This window comes from Ancylobacter vacuolatus (assembly GCF_030813595.1).
Classification (GTDB): Bacteria; Pseudomonadota; Alphaproteobacteria; order Rhizobiales; family Xanthobacteraceae; genus Ancylobacter; species Ancylobacter vacuolatus.
The window spans coordinates 320,603-346,748 of the sequence record NZ_JAUSUH010000004.1 but is presented as its reverse complement, the minus strand read 5'-3'; the positions used below and the strand labels follow the sequence as shown (position 1 = coordinate 346,748).

28 protein-coding genes are annotated in these 26,146 nt (G+C 67.1%); 14 read left to right on the top strand and 14 right to left on the bottom strand.

The window, feature by feature from the left end:
• The 8 genes from J2S76_RS12200 to J2S76_RS12165 all read left to right on the top strand — a co-directional run bounded on the left by J2S76_RS12200 (position 1) and on the right by J2S76_RS12165 (position 6,352).
• Positions 1–831, top strand: coding sequence for a carbohydrate ABC transporter permease (locus tag J2S76_RS12200; RefSeq protein WP_307060715.1), 831 nt, complete (start codon positions 1–3; stop codon positions 829–831).
• Positions 832–841: 10 nt separating this feature from the next.
• Positions 842–1,840: an ABC transporter ATP-binding protein gene (locus tag J2S76_RS12195; protein ID WP_307060714.1), complete on the top strand. Its 999-nt coding sequence runs from the start codon at positions 842–844 to the stop codon at positions 1,838–1,840.
• A 105-nt stretch (positions 1,841–1,945) separates the two neighbouring features.
• On the top strand, positions 1,946–3,382 hold the full coding sequence (locus J2S76_RS12190) for a mannitol dehydrogenase family protein (RefSeq protein ID WP_307060713.1): 1,437 nt from the start codon (positions 1,946–1,948) through the stop codon (positions 3,380–3,382).
• 26 nt (positions 3,383–3,408) lie between these two features.
• A complete protein-coding gene (locus J2S76_RS12185; protein ID WP_307060712.1) occupies positions 3,409–4,374 on the top strand; it encodes a carbohydrate kinase family protein in 966 nt (321 codons plus the stop codon).
• A gap of 77 nt (positions 4,375–4,451) precedes the next feature.
• Entirely contained in the window at positions 4,452–4,859 is a 408-nt protein-coding gene (locus tag J2S76_RS12180; protein ID WP_307060711.1) for a hypothetical protein, read from the top strand.
• 141 nt (positions 4,860–5,000) lie between these two features.
• The gene (locus J2S76_RS12175; RefSeq protein ID WP_307060710.1) at positions 5,001–5,507 is read left to right on the top strand and encodes a YciE/YciF ferroxidase family protein; all 507 of its coding nucleotides are present in this window, start codon (positions 5,001–5,003) and stop codon (positions 5,505–5,507) included.
• Positions 5,508–5,582: 75 nt separating this feature from the next.
• Complete coding sequence (locus tag J2S76_RS12170) at positions 5,583–5,768, top strand: DUF3008 family protein (protein WP_307060709.1); 186 nt, start codon at positions 5,583–5,585, stop codon at positions 5,766–5,768.
• Between the two features lie 95 nt (positions 5,769–5,863).
• Positions 5,864–6,352, top strand: a complete 489-nt coding sequence (locus tag J2S76_RS12165) for a low affinity iron permease family protein (RefSeq protein ID WP_307060708.1) — start codon at positions 5,864–5,866, stop codon at positions 6,350–6,352.
• Positions 6,353–6,360: 8 nt separating this feature from the next.
• Here the strand turns inward: J2S76_RS12165 and J2S76_RS12160 are convergent, their stop codons facing one another.
• The 12 genes from J2S76_RS12160 to J2S76_RS12105 all read right to left on the bottom strand — a co-directional run bounded on the left by J2S76_RS12160 (position 6,361) and on the right by J2S76_RS12105 (position 18,509).
• A complete protein-coding gene (locus J2S76_RS12160; RefSeq protein ID WP_307060707.1) occupies positions 6,361–7,500 on the bottom strand; it encodes an ROK family protein in 1,140 nt (379 codons plus the stop codon).
• A gap of 96 nt (positions 7,501–7,596) precedes the next feature.
• Complete coding sequence (locus J2S76_RS12155; protein WP_307060706.1) at positions 7,597–7,959, bottom strand: DUF2934 domain-containing protein; 363 nt, start codon at positions 7,957–7,959, stop codon at positions 7,597–7,599.
• 141 nt (positions 7,960–8,100) lie between these two features.
• Positions 8,101–9,705 carry an FGGY-family carbohydrate kinase gene (locus J2S76_RS12150; protein WP_307060705.1) on the bottom strand — a complete coding sequence of 535 codons (1,605 nt, stop codon included), beginning with the start codon at positions 9,703–9,705 and terminating at the stop codon, positions 8,101–8,103.
• 3 nt (positions 9,706–9,708) lie between these two features.
• Positions 9,709–10,437, bottom strand: a complete 729-nt coding sequence (locus J2S76_RS12145) for an SDR family oxidoreductase (protein WP_307060704.1) — start codon at positions 10,435–10,437, stop codon at positions 9,709–9,711.
• Between the two features lie 164 nt (positions 10,438–10,601).
• Positions 10,602–11,636 (bottom strand): NAD(P)-dependent alcohol dehydrogenase, encoded by a 1,035-nt coding sequence (locus J2S76_RS12140; protein WP_307060772.1) that lies wholly within the window; start codon positions 11,634–11,636, stop codon positions 10,602–10,604.
• 41 nt (positions 11,637–11,677) lie between these two features.
• The gene (locus J2S76_RS12135) at positions 11,678–12,760 is read right to left on the bottom strand and encodes an ABC transporter ATP-binding protein (protein WP_307060703.1); all 1,083 of its coding nucleotides are present in this window, start codon (positions 12,758–12,760) and stop codon (positions 11,678–11,680) included.
• Between the two features lie 47 nt (positions 12,761–12,807).
• Positions 12,808–13,782, bottom strand: a complete 975-nt coding sequence (locus tag J2S76_RS12130; protein ID WP_307060702.1) for a sugar-binding transcriptional regulator — start codon at positions 13,780–13,782, stop codon at positions 12,808–12,810.
• Between the two features lie 10 nt (positions 13,783–13,792).
• Positions 13,793–14,707, bottom strand: coding sequence for a sugar phosphate isomerase/epimerase family protein (locus J2S76_RS12125; RefSeq protein WP_307060701.1), 915 nt, complete (start codon positions 14,705–14,707; stop codon positions 13,793–13,795).
• On the bottom strand, positions 14,704–15,522 hold the full coding sequence (locus J2S76_RS12120; RefSeq protein ID WP_018390002.1) for a carbohydrate ABC transporter permease: 819 nt from the start codon (positions 15,520–15,522) through the stop codon (positions 14,704–14,706). Before J2S76_RS12120 ends, J2S76_RS12125 begins: the two co-directional genes overlap by 4 nt.
• The gene (locus tag J2S76_RS12115) at positions 15,522–16,439 is read right to left on the bottom strand and encodes a carbohydrate ABC transporter permease (RefSeq protein ID WP_307060700.1); all 918 of its coding nucleotides are present in this window, start codon (positions 16,437–16,439) and stop codon (positions 15,522–15,524) included. The genes J2S76_RS12120 and J2S76_RS12115 overlap by 1 nt, the downstream gene beginning before the upstream one ends.
• A 52-nt stretch (positions 16,440–16,491) precedes the next feature.
• Positions 16,492–17,046, bottom strand: coding sequence for an SIS domain-containing protein (locus tag J2S76_RS12110; protein ID WP_307060699.1), 555 nt, complete (start codon positions 17,044–17,046; stop codon positions 16,492–16,494).
• 113 nt (positions 17,047–17,159) lie between these two features.
• Positions 17,160–18,509 (bottom strand): ABC transporter substrate-binding protein, encoded by a 1,350-nt coding sequence (locus J2S76_RS12105; protein WP_307060698.1) that lies wholly within the window; start codon positions 18,507–18,509, stop codon positions 17,160–17,162.
• 321 nt (positions 18,510–18,830) lie between these two features.
• Here J2S76_RS12105 and J2S76_RS12100 point away from each other — a divergent pair, with 321 nt between their 5' ends.
• Both J2S76_RS12100 and choX read left to right on the top strand, forming a co-directional pair.
• Complete coding sequence (locus J2S76_RS12100; RefSeq protein WP_370874738.1) at positions 18,831–19,607, top strand: inositol monophosphatase family protein; 777 nt, start codon at positions 18,831–18,833, stop codon at positions 19,605–19,607.
• A 134-nt stretch (positions 19,608–19,741) separates the two neighbouring features.
• The gene (choX, locus tag J2S76_RS12095) at positions 19,742–20,686 is read left to right on the top strand and encodes a choline ABC transporter substrate-binding protein (RefSeq protein ID WP_307060696.1); all 945 of its coding nucleotides are present in this window, start codon (positions 19,742–19,744) and stop codon (positions 20,684–20,686) included.
• A 5-nt stretch (positions 20,687–20,691) separates the two neighbouring features.
• Here the strand turns inward: choX and J2S76_RS12090 are convergent, their stop codons facing one another.
• Positions 20,692–21,657 (bottom strand): GlxA family transcriptional regulator, encoded by a 966-nt coding sequence (locus J2S76_RS12090; protein WP_307060695.1) that lies wholly within the window; start codon positions 21,655–21,657, stop codon positions 20,692–20,694.
• Between the two features lie 92 nt (positions 21,658–21,749).
• On the opposite strand from J2S76_RS12090, the gene bcoG reads away from it, so the two are divergent.
• The 3 genes from bcoG to J2S76_RS12075 all read left to right on the top strand — a co-directional run bounded on the left by bcoG (position 21,750) and on the right by J2S76_RS12075 (position 24,546).
• Positions 21,750–22,652, top strand: a complete 903-nt coding sequence (gene bcoG / locus J2S76_RS12085; protein ID WP_307060694.1) for a 3-dehydrocarnitine:acetyl-CoA trimethylamine transferase BcoG — start codon at positions 21,750–21,752, stop codon at positions 22,650–22,652.
• 10 nt (positions 22,653–22,662) lie between these two features.
• Positions 22,663–24,189 (top strand): carnitine 3-dehydrogenase, encoded by a 1,527-nt coding sequence (locus J2S76_RS12080; RefSeq protein ID WP_307060693.1) that lies wholly within the window; start codon positions 22,663–22,665, stop codon positions 24,187–24,189.
• A gap of 105 nt (positions 24,190–24,294) precedes the next feature.
• Positions 24,295–24,546, top strand: a complete 252-nt coding sequence (locus tag J2S76_RS12075; protein ID WP_018390011.1) for a GlsB/YeaQ/YmgE family stress response membrane protein — start codon at positions 24,295–24,297, stop codon at positions 24,544–24,546.
• Positions 24,547–24,719: 173 nt separating this feature from the next.
• Here J2S76_RS12075 and nikR read toward each other — a convergent pair whose 3' ends face one another.
• Entirely contained in the window at positions 24,720–25,193 is a 474-nt protein-coding gene (nikR, locus tag J2S76_RS12070) for a nickel-responsive transcriptional regulator NikR (protein WP_307060692.1), read from the bottom strand.
• Between the two features lie 146 nt (positions 25,194–25,339).
• Here nikR and J2S76_RS12065 point away from each other — a divergent pair, with 146 nt between their 5' ends.
• Positions 25,340–26,143: a DUF4198 domain-containing protein gene (locus tag J2S76_RS12065; RefSeq protein WP_307060691.1), complete on the top strand. Its 804-nt coding sequence runs from the start codon at positions 25,340–25,342 to the stop codon at positions 26,141–26,143.
• Positions 26,144–26,146 lie beyond the last annotated feature (3 nt).

Here is a 26,146-nt window from a genome sequence, read left to right as displayed (position 1 = left end):
ATGGCACGCGAGGCTTCCAAGGGCCACAAGGCCGCCGTCACGGTGCTCGCCTGGGGCGTGGCGCTGCTGATCTTCTTCCCCATTCTTTGGACGTTCCTCACCTCGTTCAAGACCGAGGGCGAGGCGATCAACTCGCACCCGTCCTTCCTGTTCTTCGACTGGACGCTGGAGAACTACGAGACGGTGAACCAGCGCTCCGACTATCTCGCGCATTTCTGGAATTCGGTGGTGATCTCGGTCGGCTCGACCGTGCTCGGGCTCATCATCGCCGTACCGGCGGCGTGGTCGATGGCCTTCGTGCCCGGCAAGCGCACCAAGGACATCCTGATGTGGATGCTCTCCACCAAGATGCTGCCGGCGGTGGGCGTGCTCGTGCCGATCTACCTGCTGGCCCGCGACGCCGGCCTGCTCGACACCAAGACCGGTCTCGTCATCGTGCTCACCATGGTGAACCTGCCGATCATCGTGTGGATGCTCTACACCTACTTCAAGGAAATCCCCGGCGAGATCCTTGAAGCCGCGCGCATGGACGGGGCCACCCTGTCGTCGGAGATCCTCTATGTGCTGACGCCCATGGCCGTGCCGGGCATCGCCTCGACGCTGCTGCTCAACGTCATCCTGGCCTGGAACGAGAGTTTCTGGACGCTGAACCTGACGGCGGCCAGCGCCGCGCCGCTCACCGCCTTCATCGCCAGCTATTCCAGCCCGGAAGGGCTGTTCTACGCCAAGCTTTCAGCCGCGAGCACCATGGCCATCGCGCCAATCATGATCCTGGGCTGGTTCAGCCAGAAGCAGCTCGTGCGCGGGCTGACCTTCGGCGCCGTGAAATAGGGAGAGACTTATGGGCGAGATCGTTCTTTCCGAGGTCCGCAAGTCCTTCGGCGGCGTGTCGATCATTCAAGGGATCGACCTCGTCATCCCTGAGGGCGAGTTCGTGGTGTTCGTCGGCCCCTCGGGCTGCGGCAAGTCCACCTTGCTGCGCCTCATCGCCGGGCTGGAGGACACAAGCTCCGGCACCATCTCCATCGACGGCAAGGACGCAACACGGCTGCCGCCAGCAAAACGTGGCCTCGCGATGGTGTTCCAGAGCTACGCGCTCTACCCGCATATGAGCGTGCGCAAGAACATCGCCTTCCCGCTGCGCATGGCCGGCCTGCCGGCCGAGGAGCAGCAGCGCAAGGTGGAGGCGGCGGCGAAGGTGCTGAACCTCACCCCCTATCTCGACCGCAAGCCGAGCCAGCTTTCCGGCGGCCAGCGCCAGCGCGTCGCCATCGGCCGGGCCATCGTGCGCGAGCCGGCGGCGTTCCTGTTCGACGAGCCGCTGTCCAATCTCGACGCCGCGCTGCGCGTCTCGATGCGGCAGGAGATTTCAGAGCTGCACCACACGCTCAAGACCACGATGGTCTACGTCACCCACGACCAGGTGGAGGCCATGACCATGGCCGACCGCATCGTGGTGCTGAATGCCGGCCGCATCGAGCAGGTGGGCAGCCCGCTGGAGCTCTACCGTTCCCCGGCCAACCTGTTCGTCGCCGGCTTCATCGGCAGCCCGAAGATGAACCTCGTCGAGGGCGCGGAAGCGGCCAGGCACGGCGCCCATACGCTGGGTGTTCGCCCTGAGCATATCGACATCGCCGAGGATGGTCCGTGGAAGGGCATGGTCGGGCTGTGTGAGCACCTCGGCTCCGACACGTTCCTCAAGGTCGAGGTCGAGGGCGTCGGCCAGATCAATGTCCGCGTCGGCGGCGACGTGCCCTTGCGCCACGGATCGCAGGTCAGCCTCGCCCCGCAGGCGGACAAGCTCCATCGCTTCGATGCCGCCGGCAAGGCGATGGCGTAACACCCGCGCTCCCGCCTGCCTCGCCTGAGATAGGGCGCGTGCCCGCCGGGCCGCGCCTTCAACGTCGCCCGTGCCTGCATGTGCGACAACCGGAAGACCTGAGAGATGACGACCCCCGCCCCCGCGCTTCCCGCCTATGACCGCGCCCGCCTGACGCCGGGCATCGTCCATATCGGCCTCGGCAATTTCCACCGGGCCCATCAAGCGGTCTATCTCGACGACCTGTTCGCCCTCGGCGAGGGGCATGACTGGGCCATCATCGGCGCCGGCGTGCGCCCGGCCGACGCGGCGATGCGCGACGCCCTGAAGGCGCAGGACTGCCTCTCCACCGTGATCGAACTCGATCCCACCGGCCGGCGCGCCCGCCGCATCGGCGCAATGATCGACTTTCTCCCGGTCGAGCCGGGCAATGGCGCGCTGATCGCTACCATGGCGCGGCCGGAAATCCGCATCGTCAGCCTCACCGTGACCGAGGGCGGCTATTTCATGGATTCGGCCGGGCGGCTCGACACCGGCGCCCCTGACATCAAGGCCGATGCCGCCACTCCCGACGCGCCGAAGACGGCGTTCGGCGCCATTCTCGCCGCGCTGAGGCTGCGTCGCGCGGCGGGCGTGCCGCCCTTCACCGTGATGTCCTGCGACAACCTTCCCGGCAATGGCCATGTGACGCAGCAGGTGGTGGTGGGGCTCGCCCGGCTGTCCGACCCGGACTTCGCCGCCTGGGTCGAGGCACATGTCGCTTTCCCAAACGGCATGGTCGACCGCATCACTCCGGCGACCGGAGAGCGCGAGCGCGCCATGGCGGCGGCCTTCGGGCTGATGGATCCGGTGCCTGTCACCTGCGAGCCCTTCCGCCAATGGGTGCTGGAGGACCGTTTCCCCGCCGGCCGGCCGGCGCTTGAAAAAGTCGGCGTCGTCTTCACCGAGCAGGTGCACGCCTATGAGGCGATGAAGATCCGCATCCTAAATGGCGGCCATGCCATCATCGCCTATCCCGGCGGGCTGATGGATGTCGATCTGGTGCACGAGGCGATGGAGGATCCCCTGATCTCCGTCTTTCTCGACAAGGTGGAGCGCGAGGAGATCATCCCGATCGTGCCGCCGGTGCCGGACACCGACCTCGAGGCCTATTACGCCGTCATCCGCGAGCGCTTCGCCAACCCTGATGTGGCGGATACGGTGCGCCGGCTCTGCCTCGACGGCTCCAACCGCCAGCCGAAATTCATCGTCCCCTCGATCCGCGACAACCGCGCCGCCGGCCGCCTGCCGAAGGGGCTGATACTCGAATCCGCCCTGTGGTGCTGCTACTGCGCCGGGGTGAGCGACAGCGGCGCGGTGATCGAGCCGAACGATCCCAATTGGGACGAACTCACCGTCCGTGCCCGCGCAGCCAAGGACGATCCGGCGGTGTGGCTCGCCATGAGCGAGGTCTATGGCGAGCTCGGCAGCGATTCGGAGGTCGTGGTGGCTTTCGCGCAGGCGCTGCGCGCGCTATGGGCGAAAGGCGCCCGCGCGGTCCTCACCGACTATCTCGCGGGCTGAGACCGAGCATCCCGGAGATTCCCGCCATGTCCGCCCCCGCCAAACCCGCCGCGCCGGTCCTGCTCTGTGCCGGTGAGGCGCTGATCGACATGGTGCCGCGTCCGACGCCGGAAGGGCAGGCCTTCCTGCCGCTGCCGGGCGGGGCGGTGTTCAACACGGCCATCGCCGCCGCCCGGCTCGGTGTGTCGACACGCTTCTGGTACGGCCTGTCGAGCGACATGTTCGGCGTGCAGTTGCGCGCCGCGCTCGATGCCGCCGGCGCCGATGCCAGCCTGTGCCCGCCGATCGACCGTCCCTCGACCCTGGCCTTCGTCACGCTGGCGGAGGGGCAGGCGCGCTATCTCTTCCTCGACGAGAACACCGCTGGCCGCATGCTCACCCCGGCCGATCTACCCAATCTCCCTGACGAGGTCGGGGTGCTCTTTTTCGGTGGCCTCAGCCTGGTGAACGAGCCGGTCGGCTCGGCCATGGAGGCGCTGGCGGCGCGCACGGCGGTCGATGGGCACGGGCGGCTCATCATGCTCGATCCCAATATCCGCCCCGGCTTTATCCGTCACGAGGCGACCTATCGGGCCCGCCTCTTCCGGCTGATCGGCCTTAGCCATGTGGTGAAGCTGTCCGACGAGGACTTGTTCTGGCTGACCGGGCCGGGCGAGATCGCCACCCAGGCGGAGCGTATCCGCGCCATGGGCCCGCGGCTTGTTCTCATTACGCTCGGAGCCAAGGGTGCCCGCGCGTTCGGCGAGGGGCTGGACGTGGCGGTGCCGGGGCAGGCGGTGACGGTCGCCGACACGGTGGGGGCCGGCGATACCTTCAACGCGGCTTTCCTCTGCGCGCTGGTCGAGCGCGAACTGGCGACGCCGCAGGCGCTCTCGGAAATGTCGGAAGCCGTGCTCGGCGCGAGCCTCGATTTCGCCAGCCGCGCGGCGGCGATCTCGGTCACGCGCGCCGGCGCCAACCCGCCCTGGCGAAACGAGGTGGCGGCGGGCTGAAGCCGGGTCGTCTCTCCGGAACCCCCCGCCTGCGGGCGGCGTTGAGCCTGACAGGCAAAACGGGAGGAGAGTTCGCCATGACCCCCAGCCAGGCCGACCCCACGACGCCCGGCGTGCTGCCGATGCCGGATGTCCAGCCAACTCCGGACACGCCGCCCACCCCTGACCCAGCCCCGATTCACGATCCGGTGCAGCCGCCGGTGCACGATCCGGACGTGCCGGAAATTCGCGATCCCATTCCCCCCACTGTCAGCGATCCCTGGCCCGCGCCGCCCCCGCCCCAGCAGGGGGAGGGCGCCACGCCAACTCTGGCGGCGCCGCCGCGCGAGCCGCCGCCGGATCGGCCGCAGCCGGGAATTGATGAGCCAACGATGCCGCCCGACCAGGACCCGGACATCACGCCCGAGGTGGAGGAGCCGCTCGACGAGCCGACCGCGCCGCCGATCGACCTTCCCCCGCGCGAACCGGTGCCAGCGCCGATGTAAGCGCGCCGGACGCGTTAGAAATCCTGGAACGACATCCCCGGTTCCGTTGTTCACCTGACAAAGCGTCGGCCGGAATCAGCTGCGCACGGTGCCGAACAACAGAAACTGCCCATAAATCCATTCCGCACGGAGGAATTTACCATGGGTCTGTTCTCCAAGGACATCAAGACGATGGACGATCTCTTCGTCCACACGCTTCGCGACATCTACTATGCAGAGAAGAAGATCGCCAGATCGCTGCCGGACATGATCGAGAAGGCGAGCGATCCTCAGCTGAAGGCTGATTTCCAGAAGCATCTGTCGGAGACCGAGGGTCACATCCTTCGCGTCGAGGAAGTGTTCAAGATGCATGGCGTGGAAGCCAAGGCGGTCACCTGCCCGGCGATCGACGGCATCATCGACGAGGCCGAGGAAATCTCCGGCGAGGTCGCCGACAAGCAGGTTCTGGACGCCGCGCTGATCGCGGCGGCGCAGGCGGTCGAGCATTATGAGATAACGCGCTACGGCACGCTCATCGCCTGGGCAAGACTGCTGGGACGACCGGACTGCGCCAGCGTGCTGGCGAAGAACCTCGAAGAGGAAAAGGCCACGGACGCCACGCTGACCAGGCTGGCGGAAGCCCGCGTCAACCTGCACGCCGCCGAATAAGACGCACGTTGCAGGCCTCGCCCTCTGCGAGGCCGGCAACGGCGCGGTGCGGCGAGAGACGAGGGAGGAGGCTGCATGCCTGCCAAATCGAAAGCCCAGCAGAAGGCCGCCGGCGCGGCGCTCTCCGCCAAACGCGGCGATACAGAGAAGAGCGAACTCAAGGGCGCATCGAAGTCGATGGAGAAATCCATGACCGAGAAGGAGCTGGAAGAGTTGGCCAGCACGAAACGCAAGGGCAAGCCCGAGCACGTCGAAGACTGAGTGCCGGTGAACTGGCGGCGCGGCGTGCGCCGCCGCACGCGCGTGTGTGAGTGTGTCTTCGCGGGGCGCTCCCGCACAGTCCCACAGAGGTCGACATGGCACTCAGCAGCGGCGGCAAGCCGACACGTTCCTATTTCACCCGCTTCGCCCAATGGATATCGACCCAGGCCGGTAAGCCCGTGACCTTCGCCGGCGCGGCGGGTCTGATCGTCCTGTGGGCCCTCACCGGGCCATTTGTCGGCTTCGGCGATACCTGGCAGCTCATCATCAACACCTCCACCACGATCATCACCTTCCTGATGGTGTTCGTGATCCAGAACAGCCAGAACCGCGACACCGCCGCGCTTCACATCAAGATCGACGAGCTGATCGCCCGGACCGAAGGGACCCGGCGGGTGCTGCTCGATCTGGAGGAGCTGGACGATGGGGCGCTGGAGAAGATTCGCGGCGAATATGAAGAACTCGCCCGCCGGGAACGCGAAGGCGGCGAGGACGAAGCGGATGCGCCGGCCGGGCGCACCTCCGGCCGCGCAGGCCCGTCCGAGGCGGAGCGCGGCCCGCGGCCGGCGCCCACCCCGGGCTGAGGCCGGCCTCAGTCCTTCGCGTCCGACATCTTGCCGCCCCCGCTCCTGTCCTTCCCGGTGGAGCGCTTGCGATTGGTATAGCGGGCATTGCCGAGGCCGGTGCCGATGGTCAGCACGCCCCAATGCTCGACATCCTGCATGAAGGGCACCTCGCTCAACCCCTGCACCACGGCGTCATTGTGCATCACCACCGTGGTCTCGTTGCCGGCGATCGAGGGAATGGCCTCCCACAGCGCCGAGGGCAGGTTGAAGCGCGAGCTCTGCCAATTGCCGGGAAGGTTCTGGGCACCATTCTCGATGGTGCCGTCGCCGGCGATCGAACCGGGGCAGCCGACGCCGATGAAGGGTGCGAGGTGCAGATCGTCCTTCTTCGCCTGCGCGATCAGCTTTTCCAGCATGCCGACCAGCGTTGCGACGGCCTCTTCGCGGCTGGGCTCCTCATCGCCATGGCGCCACAGCTCGAAGCTGCGCACGCGCGCCTTGGACAGGTCTTCCGCCTTGTCGAGATTGAGCCGGACGATGCCGCAGCGAATGTTGGTGCCGCCAATGTCGATGGCGAGAATATTGTCGAAGCTGGCGAACATCCAGCTCGGGGCGAGATGCGCCGCGCCGATCAGCCCGGCTTCGTCGGGCTCGTGACGGATCGGGCGCAGTTCGATATCGATGCCCTCGGCCCGCGCCAGCAGTTCGGTCCGCGCCACCGCGATCTCGGCGAAGCGGCCGGCCTTCAGCCCGCCACCGATGACGACGCGCTGGGTATCGCGCCATTCCTTGCTGCGCAGCAGACGGCGGAGCACGGCGAACAGCTCGTTGGCGTATTCCTCGATGGCGCTGTGGATGATGGCCTGCTCATGCGGCTTGCCATTGGCCAGGGCATCGTCGATCACCGTTTTCGACAGTTCGGCCGTCGGCGTATCGCCGAGAACTGACAGCTTGCGGTCACCGAGATCGCGCCAGCGGTCGAAGATCTCGAAGAAGGCAGCGCGGCGCGCGCGGTCGCCGACAAAGCCATCCTCGTCGCGCAGCTGGGCATTGAACGCATCCACCGTCACGCCGGTCAATGTGGCGGCGCCGTGCACCGCCACATTGGGCGGTGTCTCTTTGGTCTTGTGCTCCGCGCTCTTGGTCTGCGCTGCGCTCTTGGCCATTCCCATGCTCCCCATTCGCTCTCGCTTGATCGTGTCGAGAACGAATGAGGACCAGCGGGCGTTCCATCGCCCGCCAGGAAGATGGCAGGGCCGGGGTCAGGACCGCTTGCGGCGGCTGGGCGACACCGGTGCGGGCGCCGGCGCCTGGGTGATGGTCGATTCCGCGCTGGCCTTCTTGGGCCGGGCCGCCTTCGGCTTTGCGGCTGCCGGTGCGGGCTCCGGCTCGACCGCCGTTTCGGGAGCGGCTTCCAATTCGGTCGCGGCTTCCGATTCGGTCGCGGGAGTGGTGTCGGCAGCGGCCTCAGCCTCAGCCTCACTCCCAGCCTCGGGCAGGCCCTCCTCCTCCGTTACGATCGCGACGGCGCGGAACCAGTGCTCTGCGTCGCGGCCATGGGGATATCCCTCTTCTTCCCAAAGCCGGTAGGCCCATTCACGGATACGCATCTCTCGCTCGTTCATGGCGGGTCCCCTGCAACAGATGTTCCAGCGAGAACCGTTCGGCACCGCTGCGCTCCGGCCAACGTGCCCCACTCCGATGAAAAGCAGAAGACGGAAGACGACGTACGGACGCTTCGTCGCGGTGAGTTGAAGCGGCGCGCCTCAGTCCCGCAGGCTGCGATAGGCCGCCTGCAGGGTCTCGAACGCCTTGAAGCGGCGCGCGTGCCAGTCGCGCGTCTGCGCCCCCGGCGGATAGACCACCTCGATCTGCGACATGGAGGCCATGGCATCGGTGAAGCTGGCATAGCGGCCGGCGGCGACGGCGCCGAGAATCGCCGAGCCGAGCAGCACCGGCTCGGGCGCGGCGGTGGCGGCGACGTTCACCTGCGCCGCATCCGCCAGCACCTGGCGTACCAGCGCGCTTTGGCCGGCGCCGCCGGAGATGACGACCATCTCCGTGCGCGCGCCCTTGGCGGCCTGCGCGTCGAGAATCTGCCGCAGCCCATAGCCGATGCCCGCCAGCCCGGCCATGTAGAGCCCGACCAGGCTGTCGAGGCCCTCATCCATGCCGAGCCCGGCAATGATGCCGCGCGCCAGATGGTCGGCGAAGGGGGCGCGGTTGCCGAGGAACTCCGGCACCACATGCAGCGTGCCGGCGATCTCGGCGATGGCGCCGGCACCGCCTGCCGCCTCGGCGCGCCGGGCGAGCCAGACATTGAGGCTCTGCCCCGCGCCCCGTGCGAGCTCGGCGGCCTGGGGCGCGGCGGGATGCATCCGCACCAGCCGGTCGATGGCCGCGCCAGCGGCGGACTGGCCGCCCTCGTTCAGCCAGACATCCGGCACCATGGCCGAGAAATAGGGGCCCCAGACGCCGGGCACGAAGGCGGGCTCGGCGGTGGTGAGCAGGGTGCAGGCCGAGGTGCCGAACACATAGGCCATGCGGCTGAGCACGTCGCCACTGCCGCCACGCGCGCCCACCGTGCCGATGCCGCCGGCATGGGCGTCGATCAGCCCGGCCGCCACCGCCGTGCCGGGGGCGAGGCCGAGTTCGTTCGCCGCCTCATCCGTCAGCCCGGCGCCAAGCGGCGTGCCGGCGGCGACGATCTCAGTGCCGATGCGGGAAAAGCCCTCATCGGCCAGCGCACCAAGGCCGATCTTGCGGAAATAGCTCTCGTCCCAGCGCTGCTCGTGGGCGAGATAGGTCCATTTGCAGGTGACCGTGCAGACCGAGCGGGCGAGGCTGCCGGTGGCCTTCCAGGTGAGGAAATCGGCGAGGTCGAGGAACTGCCACGCGCCGTCGAAGGTGGCGGGAAGTTCCTCGTGCAGCCAGAGCAGCTTGGGCGTTTCCATCTCCGGCGAGATGGTGCCGCCAACATAATCGAGCACCGGGCTGCCGAGCGCGTTGATGCGGTCGGCCTGGCCGGTGGCGCGGTGGTCCATCCACACGATGACGTTGCGGGCGGGGTCGCCTTGCCGGCCGACGGGGAGGGGATGCCCGCCCTCGCCAAGCACGACCAGCGAGCAGGTGGCGTCGAAGCCGATGCCAGCAATGTCGGTCGGCGCAAGCCCGGCGCCGGCCAAGGCCTCCTTCACGCAGGCGCAGACGCAGGCCCAGATATCATCGCTCGATTGCTCGACGATATCGCCCGCTTCCTTCCACATGCGGATGTCGCGCTTGGCGACGGCGAGCTGCCGTCCGTCCGCATCGAAAATGCCGGCGCGCACGCTGCCCGTGCCGACATCGATTCCCGCGAAGCATCCGCCCATGGCCTAGAGGTCCGTTCCGTTCGGCACGATCACCAGATCGCGTATGGTCACGTTACGCGGCCGCGTCAGCATGAAGATGACGCAGTCCGCCACTTCCTTTGCTTCCATCAGGGCGCCGGAAGCAAGGGCCTCGTCAAGCTTGGCCTGCGGCCAGTCCTTGATGAGGGCGGTGACGACAGGCCCGGGCAGAACCGCGCCGACGCGGATGCCATGCTTGGCCACCTGCCGCCGCGTGGTGTGGACGAAGGCCTGCACGGCGAATTTCGAGGCGGTGTAGATCGGCTCCCACACCACAGGCACCACGCCGGCGATGGAGGAAGTGAACAGGATATCGCCGGTCTTGCGCTCGACCATGTGCGGCAGCACGGCCTGCACGGTGCGGAAGGCCGCGTTGATGTTGAGGTTCAGCACCCGGTCCCACACATCGGGATCACCCTCCACAACATCGCCGCCGATATAAGCGCCAGCATTGGCGTGGAAGATGTCGAGCGAACCGCATTTTTCCAGGATCTGCGGCAGCATGGTGGCGACGCTCTTGGGGTCGAGCAGGTCGACCACGACCGGCACCGCCTTCGGGCCGAGCTCAGTGCAGAGCGCGGCGAGCGTGTCGGCGGCGCGGTCGACCAGGGCGACGGTGGCGCCTTCGGCCAGCATGGCGCGGGCGCATTCGAGCCCGATGCCTGACGCCGCGCCTGTTATGGCGGCGACCTTGCCTTCAAGCCGGTTTGCCATGTGAGACTCCGATGGGGTTGACGTTAGCCACTCGCTGCACGGTCCTCCTGAGGTGCCCGGCCATAGGCCGGCCCTCGAAGGATGTTGTTGGGTGCGCTTCGAGAACCATCCTTCGAGGCCCGCTGCGCGGGCGCCTCAGGATGACGGTATTGCCTAGATGCGGCTTAAGGCATCACGATCTGCAGCTTCACGTCGGTCGGCAGACCCTTGGCGGCGCGGTCGAACGCCTCGATGCTGCGCGCGAAGTCGAAGGTCTCCGAGATCAGCGGCTTGAGATCGACCTTGCCGGAGGCGATAAGGTTGACCGCGCGGTCGAAATTATTGGCGTAGCGGAACACGGTCTCGATCCGCGCTTCCTTGATGATGGCCGCCGCCACGTCGAACTTCGTCGGCTCCACCGGCATGCCGATCAGCACCAGCGTCCCGCCGGGGCGGACAATGTCGAAAATGCCCTCATAGGCGCGCGGGCTGCCGCTGGCCTCGAACACCACATCGGCGCCCCAGCCCTCGGTTTCCTCGGCGACCACCTCAGCCAGCGGGCGCTCGGTGATGTTAACCGGGTGGATGCCTGGATACTGGCCGGCAATGGCGAGCTTAGGCGCCGAGAGATCGGAGATGTAGACGCGCGAGCAGCCGCCCGCCAGCGCCGCCAGCGCCGTCATGATGCCGATCGGGCCGCAGCCGATCACCACGCCGACATCGCCGGGGGTGATGCGGGCGCGGGTCGCCGCCTGCAGGCCGACCGCGAAGGGTTCCACCATCGCGCCCTCGGCGAAGGAGACGTTGCCGGGCAGCTTGTAGGTGAAGGCGGCGGGGTGGACGACCTCGGGGGTGAGCACGCCATGGATCGGCGGCGTCGCCCAGAAGCGCACATCCGGATCGACATTGTAGATGCCGAGCTTGGTGGCGCGCGAATTCATGTTCGGCACGCCCGGCTCCATGCAGACCCGGTCGCCGACCTTGAGGTTCTTCACATTCGCGCCGACCGCCGTGACGACGCCCGCCGCCTCATGGCCGAGCACCATGGGCTCGCGCACCACGAAGGAGCCGATGGCGCCATGCGTGTAGTAATGCACGTCGCTGCCGCAGACGCCGACCGTGTGGATGGAAATCTTCACGTCGTCCGGGCCGACCTCGAGCGGGAGGTCGATGTCGCGAAGGGAAAGCTCGCCCTTCTTTTCGAGAACCAGTGCCTGCACCATGGGGCGTGTCCTGCTGGAGTGTGCCGTCGCCGGGCCGCTCAGAGCGCGAGGCCGGCGGCATCGAAGAGGTAGATGTGGGAGGGGTCGATGCTCAGGGTGAGGGCATCGCCCGGCTTGAGGTTCGGCCGGCCGGCGGTGAGCGCGATGATCGGCTCGCCTTCCGAGCGGGCATAGAGCTGGGTCGAGCCGCCGAGGCTCTCAGCAAAGTCGAGGGTCAGCGCCAGCACCGGGTTGCCGGTGTTGACGGTGAGGTGCTCGGGCCGCAGGCCCACGGTCACCGCTGCGCCGACCTTGGTGCGGGCGGCGGCGGGCGTGTCGAGGGTCAGCCTGCCGCCGGCGAAGGTGGTGTGCTCCAGCGCCAGGGTGCTGCCGCTGACGGAGGCGACCTTGGCATTGATGAAGTTCATCTTCGGTGAGCCGATGAAGCCGGCGACAAAGGTATTGGCTGGCGTGTCATAGAGCTCGGTCGGCGAGCCGATCTGCTCGACTAGCCCGGCGCGCAGCACCACGATGCGGTCGGCCAGCGTCATCGCCTCTACCTGGTCATGGGTGACATAAACCATGGTGGCGCCCAGCGCCCGGTGCAGCTTGGCGATTTCCACCCGCATCTGCGAGCGCAGCTCGGCGTCGAGATTGGACAGCGGTTCGTCGAACAGGAACAGCTTGGGATGGCGCACGATGGAACGGCCGATGGCGACGCGCTGGCGCTGGCCGCCGGAGAGGGCGCGCGGCTTGCGCTCCAGCAGTGCTTCCAGCTGCAGGATGCGGGCGGCTTCCAGCACCTGCGCCTTGATCTCCGCTTCCGGCTTCTTGGCCATGCGCAGGCCGAACGCCATGTTCTCGAACACGCTCATATGCGGGTAGAGCGCATAGGACTGGAACACCATGGAGACCTCGCGCTTGGCGGGCTCCTCATAGGTCACCTCCTTGCCATCGATATAGAGCTCGCCCGAGCTGACATCCTCCAGCCCCGCGATCATGCGCAGCAGGGTGGACTTGCCGCAGCCCGAGGGACCGACGAACACCACGAACTCGCCCTTCTCGGCCTCGAAGCTGACGCCCTTGATGACGGCGGCGTCGCCATAGTTCTTCTTGATGTTGTCCAGTCGCAGGAAGGTCATCGTGTCGTCTCCAGATAGGCCGGCCGCGAGGGTCCGGCGGCCGTCCATCAGCTCGTGAGCAGCGCGTCGGCGCAGCGTTCGTCCGTTACCAGTCGGTTTACATAGCCCGCACGCAGGATCGCCCGCACGATCGGCACCTTGTAGAGGCCGCCCGAAGCGAGGATCGAATGGCGCACCGGGTTCAACTCGTGCGGCGCCAGCGAGAGCACCCGCTCGTTCAGCGGGTGATCCACCGGGCGCCCGTCGGCATCGAGGAACATGCCGAGCAGGTCGCCCACCGCGCCGGCGGCCCGCAGGCTGTCGAGGTTTTCCGAAACGGTCTGCGTCTGCACCAGCAACGAGCGGGTCGTCATGTCGCCGCAGGAGAGCAGCGCCACGTCCACGGTGCGCGCGCGGCGCATGGTCTCGCTGATCCCATGATGGGAGAGCAGCATGGTGCGGCTCTCCGGGGTGGGAAAATACAGCGGGGCGGCGAGATAATAGCACTCCGCCGAGATCGCGCGGGCATAGCCGGTGGCGACCTCGAAGGTGCTCGACCCCGAGCCCCGCGTGAGCCCGCCCATCACCGATGTCACCCAACTCTCCGTCATCGGGCGGGCGGTGATGCGCTTGAGCCCGGCAGCGAGTGTCTTGCCCCAGCCGACGCCGAGGCCCATGCCGTTCTCCAGCAGGCTGTCGAGCATCCCGCCGGCGGCCTCGCCGATCACGCGCTGCTGCTCGGCCTCGTCAGGCAGGGAAGGGACGACGCTGACATCGGCCAGCCCGAATTTCGCCTTCAGCCGCTCCTCGGCCTCGATGCAATCGGCCATGGGCAGGCGGATGTCGATGAAGACCGAGCCGTCCGAGCGCACCTGGCCCAGGATCTTGTTGGTGCGCAGCCGGGTGAGGCCGAGCTGGTCGGCAATCTCCTGCTGGGTGAGGCCGCCGATGAAATAGAGCCAGGCGACCCGCGCACGGGTCTGCGCCGCCTCCATCTCCTGGGTGCCCACCAGCCTGCCGCGCTCCCGCCCGCTCCCGTTCATCCCATCCCCCTCAGGCCAGAGCCTGCGTGAGGCGCGCGCAGGTCGTTTCCAGCGCGCCGAGGATCGCCCGGCTATCGTGTTCGAAGGGATAGAACACTTCGAGGAAAACCGGGCAGGCGTCGACGCCGGTGCGCCGCAGCAGCGCCGCGGCTTCCACCGGATCGACCTGGCCCGGCACGGTGAAGTCCCAGTGGCGGTCGAGCGTGAAATCGGTCTGCTGGATATGGACGGCGGTGATGACGTCGGCGAGCGCGCGGAACCAGGGTTCCATGCCGCCATGGTCCTCGCCATAGAGGGGGGCGAAGGTACCGTGCCCCCAATCGACGCAGAGCCGCCACGGCACGGCACTGCCGGCCACGTCGTTCATCATCTGCCGGGCCTGGTCGATGCTCCACGGCCATTCCCGGCGCAGCGGCGTCGGCTCGACATAGAGTTCGGTGAGCCCCTCGGCGGCGGCGCGCTCGCCGAGCCGGTGCAGGCGGGTGATCAGTTCGGCGTAGTCGGCCGGATCCAGCGCATCTGCCTCGCTGCCGTCGAGCGTGGCGGGAATGGCGCCAAGCGGGCCGCCGACGCGGGGAATGCCGGCCAGCGCGGCGAAGCGATAGGCCCGCCCGAGCCAGTATTCGGCATAGTTGCGCACCGCCGGGTCGGGGTGCAGCAGCTGGTTGAAGCTGTAATGGGCCAAGCCGATGAAGGCGCTGTGGATGGTGATGCCCGCCGCCTCCGCCGCGCGCCTTATGTCGGCGGCGTGGCGGTCGACGATGGCGTCCGGCCACATCGGGTCGACGAGGTCGAAGGAGAACTGCACGAGGTCGAGCCCGAGCCGCTCGCGCACGACCCGCGTCCACAGCTCCGGCGTCACCCAGCGCTTGGTGCAGAAGCCGAGATTGATGCCGAAGCGGATCGATGTTGAAGTGCCCGTCACTTGGTCGCTCCCATGGTCAGGCCGCGCACCATGTGGCGGGAGACGATGAGCGCGAAGATCGTCACCGGCAGCACGATCACCGTGCCGGTGGCCATGATCTTGCCCCAGGGCAGCTCATAGCCGGACATGAAGCTGGTGGCGACGACCGGGGCGGTCTGCACGGCGCGGCGCGTCAGCACCAGCGCATAGAGCAGCTCGTTCCAGGAGAAGATGAAGGAGAAGATCGCCGACACCGCGATGCCGGGGGCACCGAGCGGCAGGTAGATCTTGCGGAAGATGGTGAACTGGTCGGCGCCATCGAGCCGCGCGGCCTGTTCGAGATCGGCCGGGATCGACTTGAACTGGTCGGTGACGATCCACACCACGATCGGCAGCTGGAAGGTGAGGTAGATGAGGATCAGCACCAGATGGGTGTCGAGCAGCCCGGTCTGGATCGCCAGCAGATAGACCGGCAGCGCCAGCACGATCGGGCTGATCATGCGGTTGGAGATGAACCAGAACCACAGGTCCGACTTGCCGCGGAACTCGTAGCGGGCCAGCGCGAAGGCCGCGGGCGCACCGAGGATCACGGCGAGCAGGGTCGAGCATGTGGCGACGATCAGCGAGTTGATGATCGCCCCGCTGACCTTGGTGTCGGCGAAGATCTCGGCATAGTTCTGCAGCGTCGGGGTGAAGAACCACACCGGCGGCGAGGACAGGATGTCGGCCTGCGTCTTGAAGCTGGCCGACACCATCCAGAAGAACGGAAACAGCGTGAAGATGACGACGGCGGTCAGGCCGAGGGCGTGAAGCAGCTTGCCGGACGAGATACGCATCAGTGAACCTCGCGGTAGAGCAGGCGGATATAGAGCCGGCTGATGATGATGGTGAGGATCAGCAAGAGGATCGCCTGCGCCGAGGCGGTGCCGAGATCGAAGATGCGGAAGCCCACGCGCTGGATGTAGATCGAGATCAGGTCGGTGGCCGAGCCGGGGCCGCCGCGGGTCATCACGAACACCATGTCGAACAGCTTCAGCACGTCGGCCGAGCGCAGGATCATCACGGCAGTGAGGCCGGGCAGCAGATAGGGCAGCTGCACATGGCGCAGCAGGGCCAGTTTGGATGAGGTTTCCAGCCGCGCCGCTTCCTCGATCTCGCCGGGCACCATGGACAGGCCGGCGAGAAAGATGAGCGCGCAGAAGGGCGTCCACTGCCACACATCCATGATGACGATGGCCGCGAAGGCGCCGTCCTGCGTTGACAGCCAGTCGATGGGGCCAAAGCCGGCAAAGGACAGGAACTGATTTGCCACGCCGAAATCGCGGTTGAAAATCAGGCGGCCGACAAGGCCGACCACGGCGTAGGTGGTGGCCAGTGGGACGACCAGTGTGACCCGTGCGAGCGACTTCAACAGCCCCATGCCCGGCTTGTGCAGCAGCAGCGCGATGGCGAGACCGAGCACCACCTGGATCGGCAGCACGGCCACATAGAACTTCGCGGTGAGGAACAGCGAGGACCAGAAGGTGCTGTCCGTCAGCACGTTCACATAGTTCTCGAAGCCGACAAATGGAAAGCCCTCGCGCGGGCGGGTGATATTGTAGCGGCGGAACGAGGTGACGAGCGCGAAGATCGTCGGGTAGATGCCGATCAGCAGCAGCGTCAGCACGGCCGGGGCGAGGAACCACAGCGGCGTCCAGCGGCCATAGCCCCGGTTGGGCTTGCGTCGTGCGGCGGATGTCGCGGCCTCGCTCATGGCGTCTTCCCTGTCGCGTCTTGCTGGGGCGGTGTGCGGAGAACCTCTCCGGTCACTCCAGATTCGTATGATTGGCGCGCATCTGCGCCGGCGTCACGCCCAGCCGCTCGCGCAGGCCGAGGATCAGGATCTCGAACAGCACATAAAGCGCGCCCTCATAGAGCGAGCCCATGGGCAGTACGGAGGTGGCGGCCGCGCCTTGGTCGCTGGCCATGGTCTGCGCCGGCACGGTGAGCACGCGGTCGGCACGGGCGGCCGCAGTGCCGTTCGGCTCGGCGGTGACGAGAAGCGTGCGGGCGCCGGCGGCGCGGGCCTCGGCCATCAGGGCGGAAACGGTGGAGAAGTCGCCCGGCCCGGCGGAGACCACCAGAAGGTCGCCCGGTCCCACCGGCGGCGTGGTCATGTCGCCCACCACGGCCGCCTTGCAGCCGAGATGGTAGAGGCGCATGGCGAGGCCCTTGATCTGCAGGCCTTCGCGGCCAACGCCGTAGAGCGCGATGCGGCCGGCACCCGCCAGTTCGGCAATGGCACCGTCCAGCTCGTCGCCGCGCACCTTGTCGAGGCAGGCGCGGATCTCGTCCAGCGCCCGGCCGTGGAGCGTGCTCATATTGTAAATCCCGGCACCGTTCTGAATGAAAATGGGCGGATGCCGCTTCGCGGGTTGCGGCATCCGCCCGGAGGCCGGCGGCGCGGGAGAGAGGCCCCGCCGCCGGCTTCAACTCACTGAAGGAGCTTCTTCTTTCCGTCGTAATAGCCTTCCTTGCCGAGGATGGCTTCCATGCGGGTGCCGATCTCCTTGGACCCGCCCTCGACGGTGACTTCACCCAGCATCATCTTGGAGCCCCACTCGGCGACGATCTCGGAGATCGCCGGCCAGGCCGGGAAGCGCGGGCGATATTCGGGAACGCCGGCCTGCCAGGAGGCGACCATCGGCTCGACGAACTTGTACTTCGCCTTGATCGCCGGGTCGTTGTAGACGGCCATGCGGCCCGACACGCCACCGGCCTCGACATAGGCCTTGGCGATGTCTTCCGACGTTGCCCACTGGATGAACAGCCAGGTGGCCTTCTGCTGCTCGGGAGTCGCCTGCGCGGCGACGGCGAGCGAGAAGCCACCCAGCGCGGGCAGGCGGCCGGCGGGACCGGCGGGCTCCGGCGCCACGGCGAGGCAATCGCCGAGCTTGGAGGTCGCGGGGTCGGCGAGGGTGGAATAGAAGGCCGACCATTCGGTGATCATCGCCACCTGGCCCTGGGCCAGCGCGTTCACCGATTCCGCGTGATCGAAGGAGACAACGCCGGGCGGCTGGTACTTCATCAGGTCCTGGCGGAACTGCAGGCCGGCCTGGCTCTCCTTGCTGAGCAGGTTCGACTTGAACTCCTTGTTCAGCAGCGAACCGCCGAAGGGCCAGAGGAAGCGCATGAAGCTGTCGGCCGACTGGGTCTCGCCGCGGCGCGACTGCAGCGCATAGGCGAACTCGTTCTTCGACTTGTCGGTGAGCTTGGGACCGTAGACGGTCATCACCTCTTCCCAGGTCGCCGGCGGCTTGTCGAAGCCCGCTTCCTTGAGCTTGCAGGAATTATAGAACAGCAGGCCGGAATAATTGTCGAAGGGCAGGCCATAGACCGTGCCACCCCAGGAGCCGAACGCTTCCAGCAGCAGCGGGAAGAAGCCGTCGAGCTTGAGGTTGGGGTCGGTAATCGCCTTGTCCTTGGCGAGATCGTCCACCGGCACCAGCCAGCCATTCTCGGCGAACTCGCCGATCCACACCAGATCGACCAGCGCCATGGTAAGGTCGCCACGCGAGGTGAAGTTCAGCACTTCCTTCTCGCGCGCGTTCTCATAGGGAACGATTTCGTAATTGACCTTGATGCCGGTCTTCTTCTCGAATTCGGGCAGCAGCTTGATGATGGCGCGGTAGCCCGGACGGTCGAGGAAGATGCCGTTGACTTCAGTGCCCTTGAGGGGCTTGGCCGCCTCTTCGAGCCAGTCCGCCATCGCCGCCACCGGCATGGCCGCCGTTGCCGCCGCGAGGGCGACGACGCTGGCGCAGATTTTCAATGCACGCTTCATGGTTTCCTCCTGAAATGGCGCAGCGCCACGGTTCGGGCGAGGCCGACATGCGGACGGTTGAAAACCGTCTCTCATCATTGGCGGGGGCGTGGAGCCGTCGCCGGCGCCGCTTCCTTCCGCAGTTCCGCCGGACGTGCCGGCCTCAACCCGTGCCGGCGCTTTTCGAGAAGCCCGGCCGCGACAACAGCACTGTCGTCGACGGGAAACCGATACATTTGTAATCTGAAATATGCAATAGCATCAGGAGCTGGCACGGTGGCCGGTGCGTGGCAGTCAACAAGTGTGGAGACGGGCAGGATGGCAGCGGAGCATGACGATGGAATGGAGCCGCTCCGTGCCCGGCAGGCCGTCGCCGAGGCGCTGGCGCGCGGGGCGGGGGCGCGGGCGCGCAAGTTCTTTCTGCAGCGTGACACGCTGCATCCGGAGTTGAAGTCCGATTCGCAGGACCTCGTCAGCGAAGCGGACCGCAGCATCGAGGCCTGGCTGCGTCGGGCGATCCGCCGGCATTTCCCCGGCGATGGCATTGTCGGCGAGGAAGAGGCGGCGACGGAGGGCACGTCCGGCTTCGTCTGGGTGATCGACCCGATCGACGGCACCATGCCATTCCTGGTGGGACAGCCGAACTGGACGGTGTCGATCGGCCTCGCCTGCGGGGGCGAGCCGGTGGCCGGCGTCATCTATGCCCCGATGCTGCGCGAGCTTTATTCCGCCGTCGCGGGCGGGGGCGCCCGGCTCAACGGGCGGTCGCTGGCGATGAACCCGGACTGGACCATCGCCTCCACCACCATCGGCTTCGGCGCCACGCAAAAGGCCTTGCCCGCCGAGGTCGGCGCCTTTGTCGAGGGGCTCTATCGCGAAGGCGGCGTGCTGTTCCGCGTCGGCTCGGGGGCGCTGATGCTGGCCTATGTCGCCGCCAACCGCCTCGCCGGCTATTACGACCCGACGCTGCATTGCTGGGATTGCTGGGCCGGCATGGTGCTGGTGCGCGAAGCCGGCGGGCTGGTGAGTTTTGACGGCGATTTCACCCGGCCCGGCGCCATGTGGGCCGGCAACGCCACCGTCCACGCCGCGCTGCGGCGGCTAAGCGGGCGCGACTAGGCAAGGGCGGGGATGACCGGGTTGCGCATTCGGTCATCTGTACTTCGAACAAGGTCAATCAACCGGCGCACCTGTCGATAGGCTTTCCCTTGCGATGCCGTTGTGCGGCATGATCGCCAACAGAGGGAACAGCAATGATTTCACGCCATCTCGTGACTTGCATCGCCTTGTCCGCCACGCTCCTGTCGTCCCCGGCCTTCGCCGTCGACCCGGCCGCCTGCGCCAAGCCGCGCTTCTCCGATGTCGGCTGGACCGACATCACCGCCACCACGGCGGTGGCCGATGAACTGCTCACCCATCTCGGCTACAAGCCGGACGTCGCGGTGCTCTCCGTCGCCATCACCTTCAAGGCACTGGAGAATGGGGACCGCGACATCTTCCTCGGCAACTGGATGCCGCTGCAGGAGCCGACACAGGTTCCTCTTGTGAAGGCCGGCAAGATCGACGTGGTCGCCACCAATCTCGACGGCGCGCGCATCGGTTTCGCCACCTCCAAGGCGGCCTATGATGCCGGGCTGAAGACCTATGCCGACATCGCCAAGTTCAAGGACAAGCTGCAGGGCAAGATCTACGGCATCGAGGCCGGCAGCGGCGCCAACGCCACCATCTCCAAGATGATCACCGAGGACACGTTCGGACTGAAGGGCTTCGACCTCGTGGAATCCAGCGAGCAGGCGATGCTCACCCAGGTCGGCCATCGCATCAAGCAGGGCGAGCCGGTGGTGTTCTTCGGCTGGCGGCCGCACCCGATGAACGTCAACCTGCCGATCGAGTATCTCACCAAGGGAAATGATGTGTTCGGGCCCAAGGATGGCGGCGCCAGCGTGCTGACCCTTACCCGGCCGGGCTATGTCAAGGACTGCCCGAATGTCGGCAAGCTGCTCACCAACCTCGTCTTCGACGTGGCGATGGAAGACCGGCTGATGAGCGACATTCTCGACAAGGGGATGCAGCCCGAGGCGGCGGTGACGGCGTGGATGAAGCAGAACCCGGCGACGGTGGAGACATGGCTCGCCGGCGTCACCACGCTCGACGGCAAGCCCGGCGCGGCGGCGGTGAAAGCCGGCCTCGGCCTCTGAGGCTGCTACAAACGCTGACGGCGCGCCGCCGACGGTGGCGCGCCGAACTGCCGCCGGAACGCCCGCGACAGCGAGGCGATGGCGGAAAAGCCGGTGCGCTCGGCGATGTCGGCGATCGGCAGGTTGGTGTCGAGCACCAGCCGCCGCGCCGCCTTCAGCCGCAGCGTGACGTAATAGGCGCCGGGCGGCACATCCACCGTCTTGGTGAACAGCGTCTCCAGCCCCCGCGTCGACACCCCCACCCGACGGGCGATGGCGGCGACGGTGAGCGGGCGGTCAATATGGGTTTCCATCAGCCGGATCGCCTCGGCCACGCGCGGCTCATGCTGGCGAATGCGCCCGAGCGAGACGATGGGCTGCACGTCCGAGCCCGCGCGCACTTCCTCATAGATATAGAGGCTGGCGACATCGAGCGCGGCGGAATAGCCGTGCCGGGCGCGGATCAGCGCCAGCATGCAGTCGAGCGCCGGGGTGGCGCCGCCTGTCGTGAATACCGGCTCGTCGATCACGAAGCGGTCGGGCTGCACGTCGGTTTCGGGGAAGCGGGCGGCGAAGTCCTCCAGGTCCTCCCAATGGGTGGTGGCGCGCCGCCCCTCCAGCAGCCCGGCGAAGCCCATCAGCCATGAGCCGGACTCGATGCCCCCCGTGGCGACCGAGCGCTTGGCGCCGGCGCGGATCGCCTTGAGGATCGGTGGCGTGGCGAAGCGGGCCGCCTCGAAGGCGGCGACCACCATCAGCACATCCTGCCGCGTGCCGGCATCGAAGGCGCCGTCCACCGGGATCGGCAGGCCGCAGCTCGCTGTCGGCATCTGGCCGTCCATCGACACCAGCTTCCAGCGAAAGGCCGGCCGTCCGAGCACGCGGTTGGCGCCGCGCATCGGGTCCAGCGTCGCCGCGAGCGAGAGCAGCGACAGGCCGGGAAACAGCAGTAGCGTGACGTCGAGCGCGTCGTCGGAAGGGGTAAAGATCATCGCTTCGCAGAATGAAAAATGGATTGCGTAAATAGTTGCGTCACGACTTCGCTTTGCCGTCAAGCTCCGCGCATGCTTTCAGGAGCCACGCCATGCCTTTGCAGATGAATCGCGATGTCTTCATCACCTGCGCCGTCACCGGTGCCGGCGACACGACCGGGCGCTCCGCCCATGTGCCGATCACCCCGCGAGAGATCGCCGACAGTGCGATCGACGCCGCCAAGGCCGGCGCGGCGGTGGTGCACTGCCATGTGCGCGATCCCGAGACCGGCGCCGCCTCGCGCCGCCTCGAGCTCTATCGCGAGGTCACTGACCGCATCCGCTCGGCCGAGGTGGACGTGGTGCTGAACCTGACCGCCGGCATGGGGGGCGATCTCGTTTTCGGCGGCGTCGAGGCGCCGTTTCCGCTCAACGAGAAAGCCACCGACATGGCCGGCGCCACCGAGCGCGTCGCCCATGTCGCGCAATGCCTGCCGGAAATCTGCACGCTCGATTGCGGCACGATGAACTTCAATCTCGGCGACTATGTCATGACCAACACGCCGTCCATGCTGCGCGAGATGGCGCGGCAAATGACGGCGCTGGGCGTGCGCCCCGAAATCGAGGCGTTCGACACCGGGCACCTCTGGTTTGCCAAGCAGCTCGCCGAGGAAGGGCTGATCGAGAACCCGGTGCTGATCCAGCTGTGCATGGGCATTCCCTGGGGCGCGCCTGACGATCTCAACACCTTTATGGCGATGGTCAATAATGTGCCGGCAGGGTGGACCTTCTCCGCCTTCTCCATCGGCCGCAACGCCATGGCCTATCCCGCGGCGGCGGTGCTGGCGGGCGGCAATGTGCGCGTCGGGCTGGAAGACAACCTCTATGTCGGCAAGGGCCAGCTCGCCACCAACGCCCAGCTGGTCGAGAAGGCCGCCAACGTGGTGACGAATATGGGCGCGCGGATCATCGGCCCGGCCGAGGTGCGCGAGAAGCTGAAGCTGGTGAAGCGCTGAGGAGACGACGATGACGGCGACCCTTCCCGGGGGCCTTGCCCCCATCTCCCGCGCGGCCTGCATCGGCGGCGGCGTCATCGGCGGCGGCTGGATCGCCCGCTTCCTGCTCGCCGGCATCGACGTCAATGTGTTCGACCCGCACCCCGACGCGCAGCGCATCGTCGCCGAGGTGCTGGCCAATGCCGAGCGCGCCTATGGCCTGCTCACCGGCGCGCCGCTGCCCAAGCGTGGCCGGCTGACCTTCTGCGCAAGCCTCGAAGAGGCGGTGGCGGGCGCAGAATGGGTGCAGGAGAGCGTGCCCGAGCGACTCGACCTCAAGCGCCGCGTGCTGGCGGAGATCGACGCGGCCGCGCCAGCCGAAGCGCTGCTCGGTTCGTCCACCTCCGGCCTCAAGCCGACCGATCTGCAGGAGGGGCTCGCCCATCCCGGCCGGCTGTTTGTCGCCCACCCCTACAACCCGGTCTATCTGCTGCCGCTGGTCGAGATCGTCGGTGGCAGGGCGACGACGCCGGAGACGGTGGCGCGGGCCAAGGCGGTGCTCGACGCCATCGGCATGAAGGGGGTGGTGATTGCCCGCGAGATCGAGGCCTTTGTCGGTGACCGGCTGCTGGAGGCGCTGTGGCGCGAGGCGCTGTGGCTGATCAAGGACGACATTTGCGACGTCGAGACGCTCGACGACGTGATCCGCTATTCCTTCGGCCTGCGCTGGGCGCAGATGGGGCTGTTCCAGACCTACCGCATCGCTGGCGGCGAGGCCGGCATGAGGCATTTCCTTGCCCAGTTCGGCCCGTGCCTCGCTTGGCCGTGGACCAAGCTGACCGACGTGGTCGACCTCGACGACGCGCTGGTGGAGAAAATCGGCGCGCAATCCGACGCGCAGGCGGCGGGCCTCTCCATCCGCGAATTGGAGCGCATCCGCGACGAGAACCTCGTCGGCATCGTGCAGGCGCTGAAGGCGGGCCGGGGCGGGGATGGCTGGGGCGCGGGCAAGCTTTTGAAGGAGTTCGAGCAGCGACTATGGGCGCAGGCGGGTACCGTCCCGGCCCCCGACCCCTCCGAGCCGCTGGCGCTGGTGGAAACACGGGTCTCCCCGGCCTGGATCGACTATAATGGCCACATGACCGAGCACCGCTATCTCCAGGTGTTCGGCGACGCCACCGACGCGCTGCTGCGGCTGATCGGCGTCGATCTCGCCTATGTCGAGGGCTGCCACAGCTACTACACGGTGGAAACCCACCTGCGGCATCTCGACGAGGCAAAGCTGGGCGAGGCGCTGGTCTGCACCACCCAGATCCTCGGCACGGACGAGAAGCGGCTGCATGTGTTCCACCGGCTCTATGCCGGCCCCGAGCACCGCGAGATCGCCACCGGCGAGCACATGCTGCTGCATGTCGACAGCAAGGCCGGCCGGGCCTGCCCCGCTGCTCCGCCTGTGCGCGCCGCCCTTGACGTTCTCGCTGGAGCCCATGCGGGGCTGGAGCGCCCCCTTGTGGCCGGGCGTGCCATCGGCCTCAAAGCGCCCGCGCCGGCGGCGTGAGGAGGCGTCGCCAAAAATACCGTCGCGGCGTACCCTGTTGCGGGAACAGCGCACGGGCCCGTGCGTTTATCCCCGGCATCCAACTGGGGCTCTGGGAGAAATAGCATGGAAGACGCACAGATTGGCTGGATCGCCGCCATCATCATCGGCGGTCTGGCGGGGTGGATCGCCTCCGCCATCATGAAGACCGGTACGGGGATCTTCCTCAATATCGTGCTCGGCATCATCGGCGCGGCGATTGCCAGCTTCCTCTTCGGCCTGATCGGCGTCGGCTTTGGCGGCTGGATCGGCTATCTCGTCGCCGGCGTCATCGGCGCCTGCATATTGATCGGGCTGGTGCGGGCGATACGAAACTGAGGCAGCGGCCGACAGCTGCCGTCACCACAGCGAAGAGGGCGCGCTCCGGCCGAGCGCGCCTTTTTCGTTTCTGGAGCGCGCCCGGTGAAAGCCGGTTCACCAGGCGTGCCCTGGATTCTTGTCTTTACGCATTTTCTTCACGCGAACCGGAATCCACTTCGCTCGAAAATGCTCTAGAATCCGCTCTTCACCCGCAGATGCGTGTGCGCGTGCGGGGAGCCCTGGTTGTGGACGTGATGGGCCTTGTCCTCGGCCACCGGGATGAGGCTGAGCGCGCCATGCATGACGCCGCGTTCCAGAAACAGCGCCTGCGCATAGGTGGCGATGTCGCCGACCTGCCCGCGCATCACCGTTACATCGACCGAGGTCGAGTGATCGAGCGGCACCGAGAGGGCGGCGACGGTCTGGTCGTGCCGGTCGAGCCGGCCCTGGGGCACCCGTGCCGCGAGATTGCGCACCGACTGGTCGATGGCGCAGCTGATGACGCCGAAGCAGGAGGCCTGTGCCGGTCCGTCCGAACGCGCGGAAAGGCCCCGACGCACCAGATCGCGTATCGCCTCGGAGCGGTTCGCGGCACCGCTCTCCTGGATGAAGCCATCCAGCTGCGCGGCCAGATCGTCGTCGATGGCGATGGTGATCCGCTGCATGAGAGCCCCCGGCCGAATGTGGTGAGGTTAGGTTATCACCTTGATCCCGGCAAGAATTTCCCCAGGGATGGTTTTTTGCCCTTGCCGGAGACTGGGCGGACTTTGTATGATTTTTATTCACTTAATTCATACAAAAGGGGTGCCGCATGCCCACCTGCTTTCCGGCCCGTCTCGTCGTTTTCGCTGCCCTTGTCCTGCCGCTCGGGGCGGGGCCGGCGCTGGCGCATTTCCAGGAGATCATCCCCTCTGCCGACGTGCTGCCGGAGGGCGGGACGGTGAATATCGATATGGTGTTCACCCATCCGGTCGAGGGCGGGCCGGTGATGGAGATGAAGAAGCCGGCCAAGGTGGGTGTGTTGGCGGGCGGCACCACCACCGACCTGCTCGGCCAGATCAGCGAAAAGCCGGTCGACGGCAAGAGCGCCTGGACGCTCGCCTATGAGCTGAAGGAGCCGGGCGCGGCGATCTTCTATGTCGAGCCGCAGCCCTATTGGGAGCCTTCGGAAGGCAAGTACATCGTCCACTACTCCAAGGTGATCGTCGACAGCTACGCCTCGGGCGAGGGCTGGGACGAACTGGTCGGGCTGCCGGTGGAGATCCAGCCGCTCACCCGCCCGACCGGGCTGTGGACGGGCAATCTCTTCTCCGGCGTCGTGCTGAAGGGCGGCAAGCCGGTGCCCTTCGCCGAGGTGGAGGTCGAGTTCATCAATGACGGCACGGTGACGCCGCCGAACGACGCTTTCGTGACGCAGGTGATCAAGGCTGACGCCAATGGCACCTTCACCTATGCCATGCCGCGCGCCGGCTGGTGGGGCTTCGCCGCGCTGCTGGACGGCGACACGCCGATGACCTCGCCCGAGGGCAAAGAGGTGCCGGTGGAAGACGGCGCGCTGATCTGGGTGAAGGCGACTGACATGAGCGCGGGGAACAACATGGGCGCCGGGAAGTAGGCG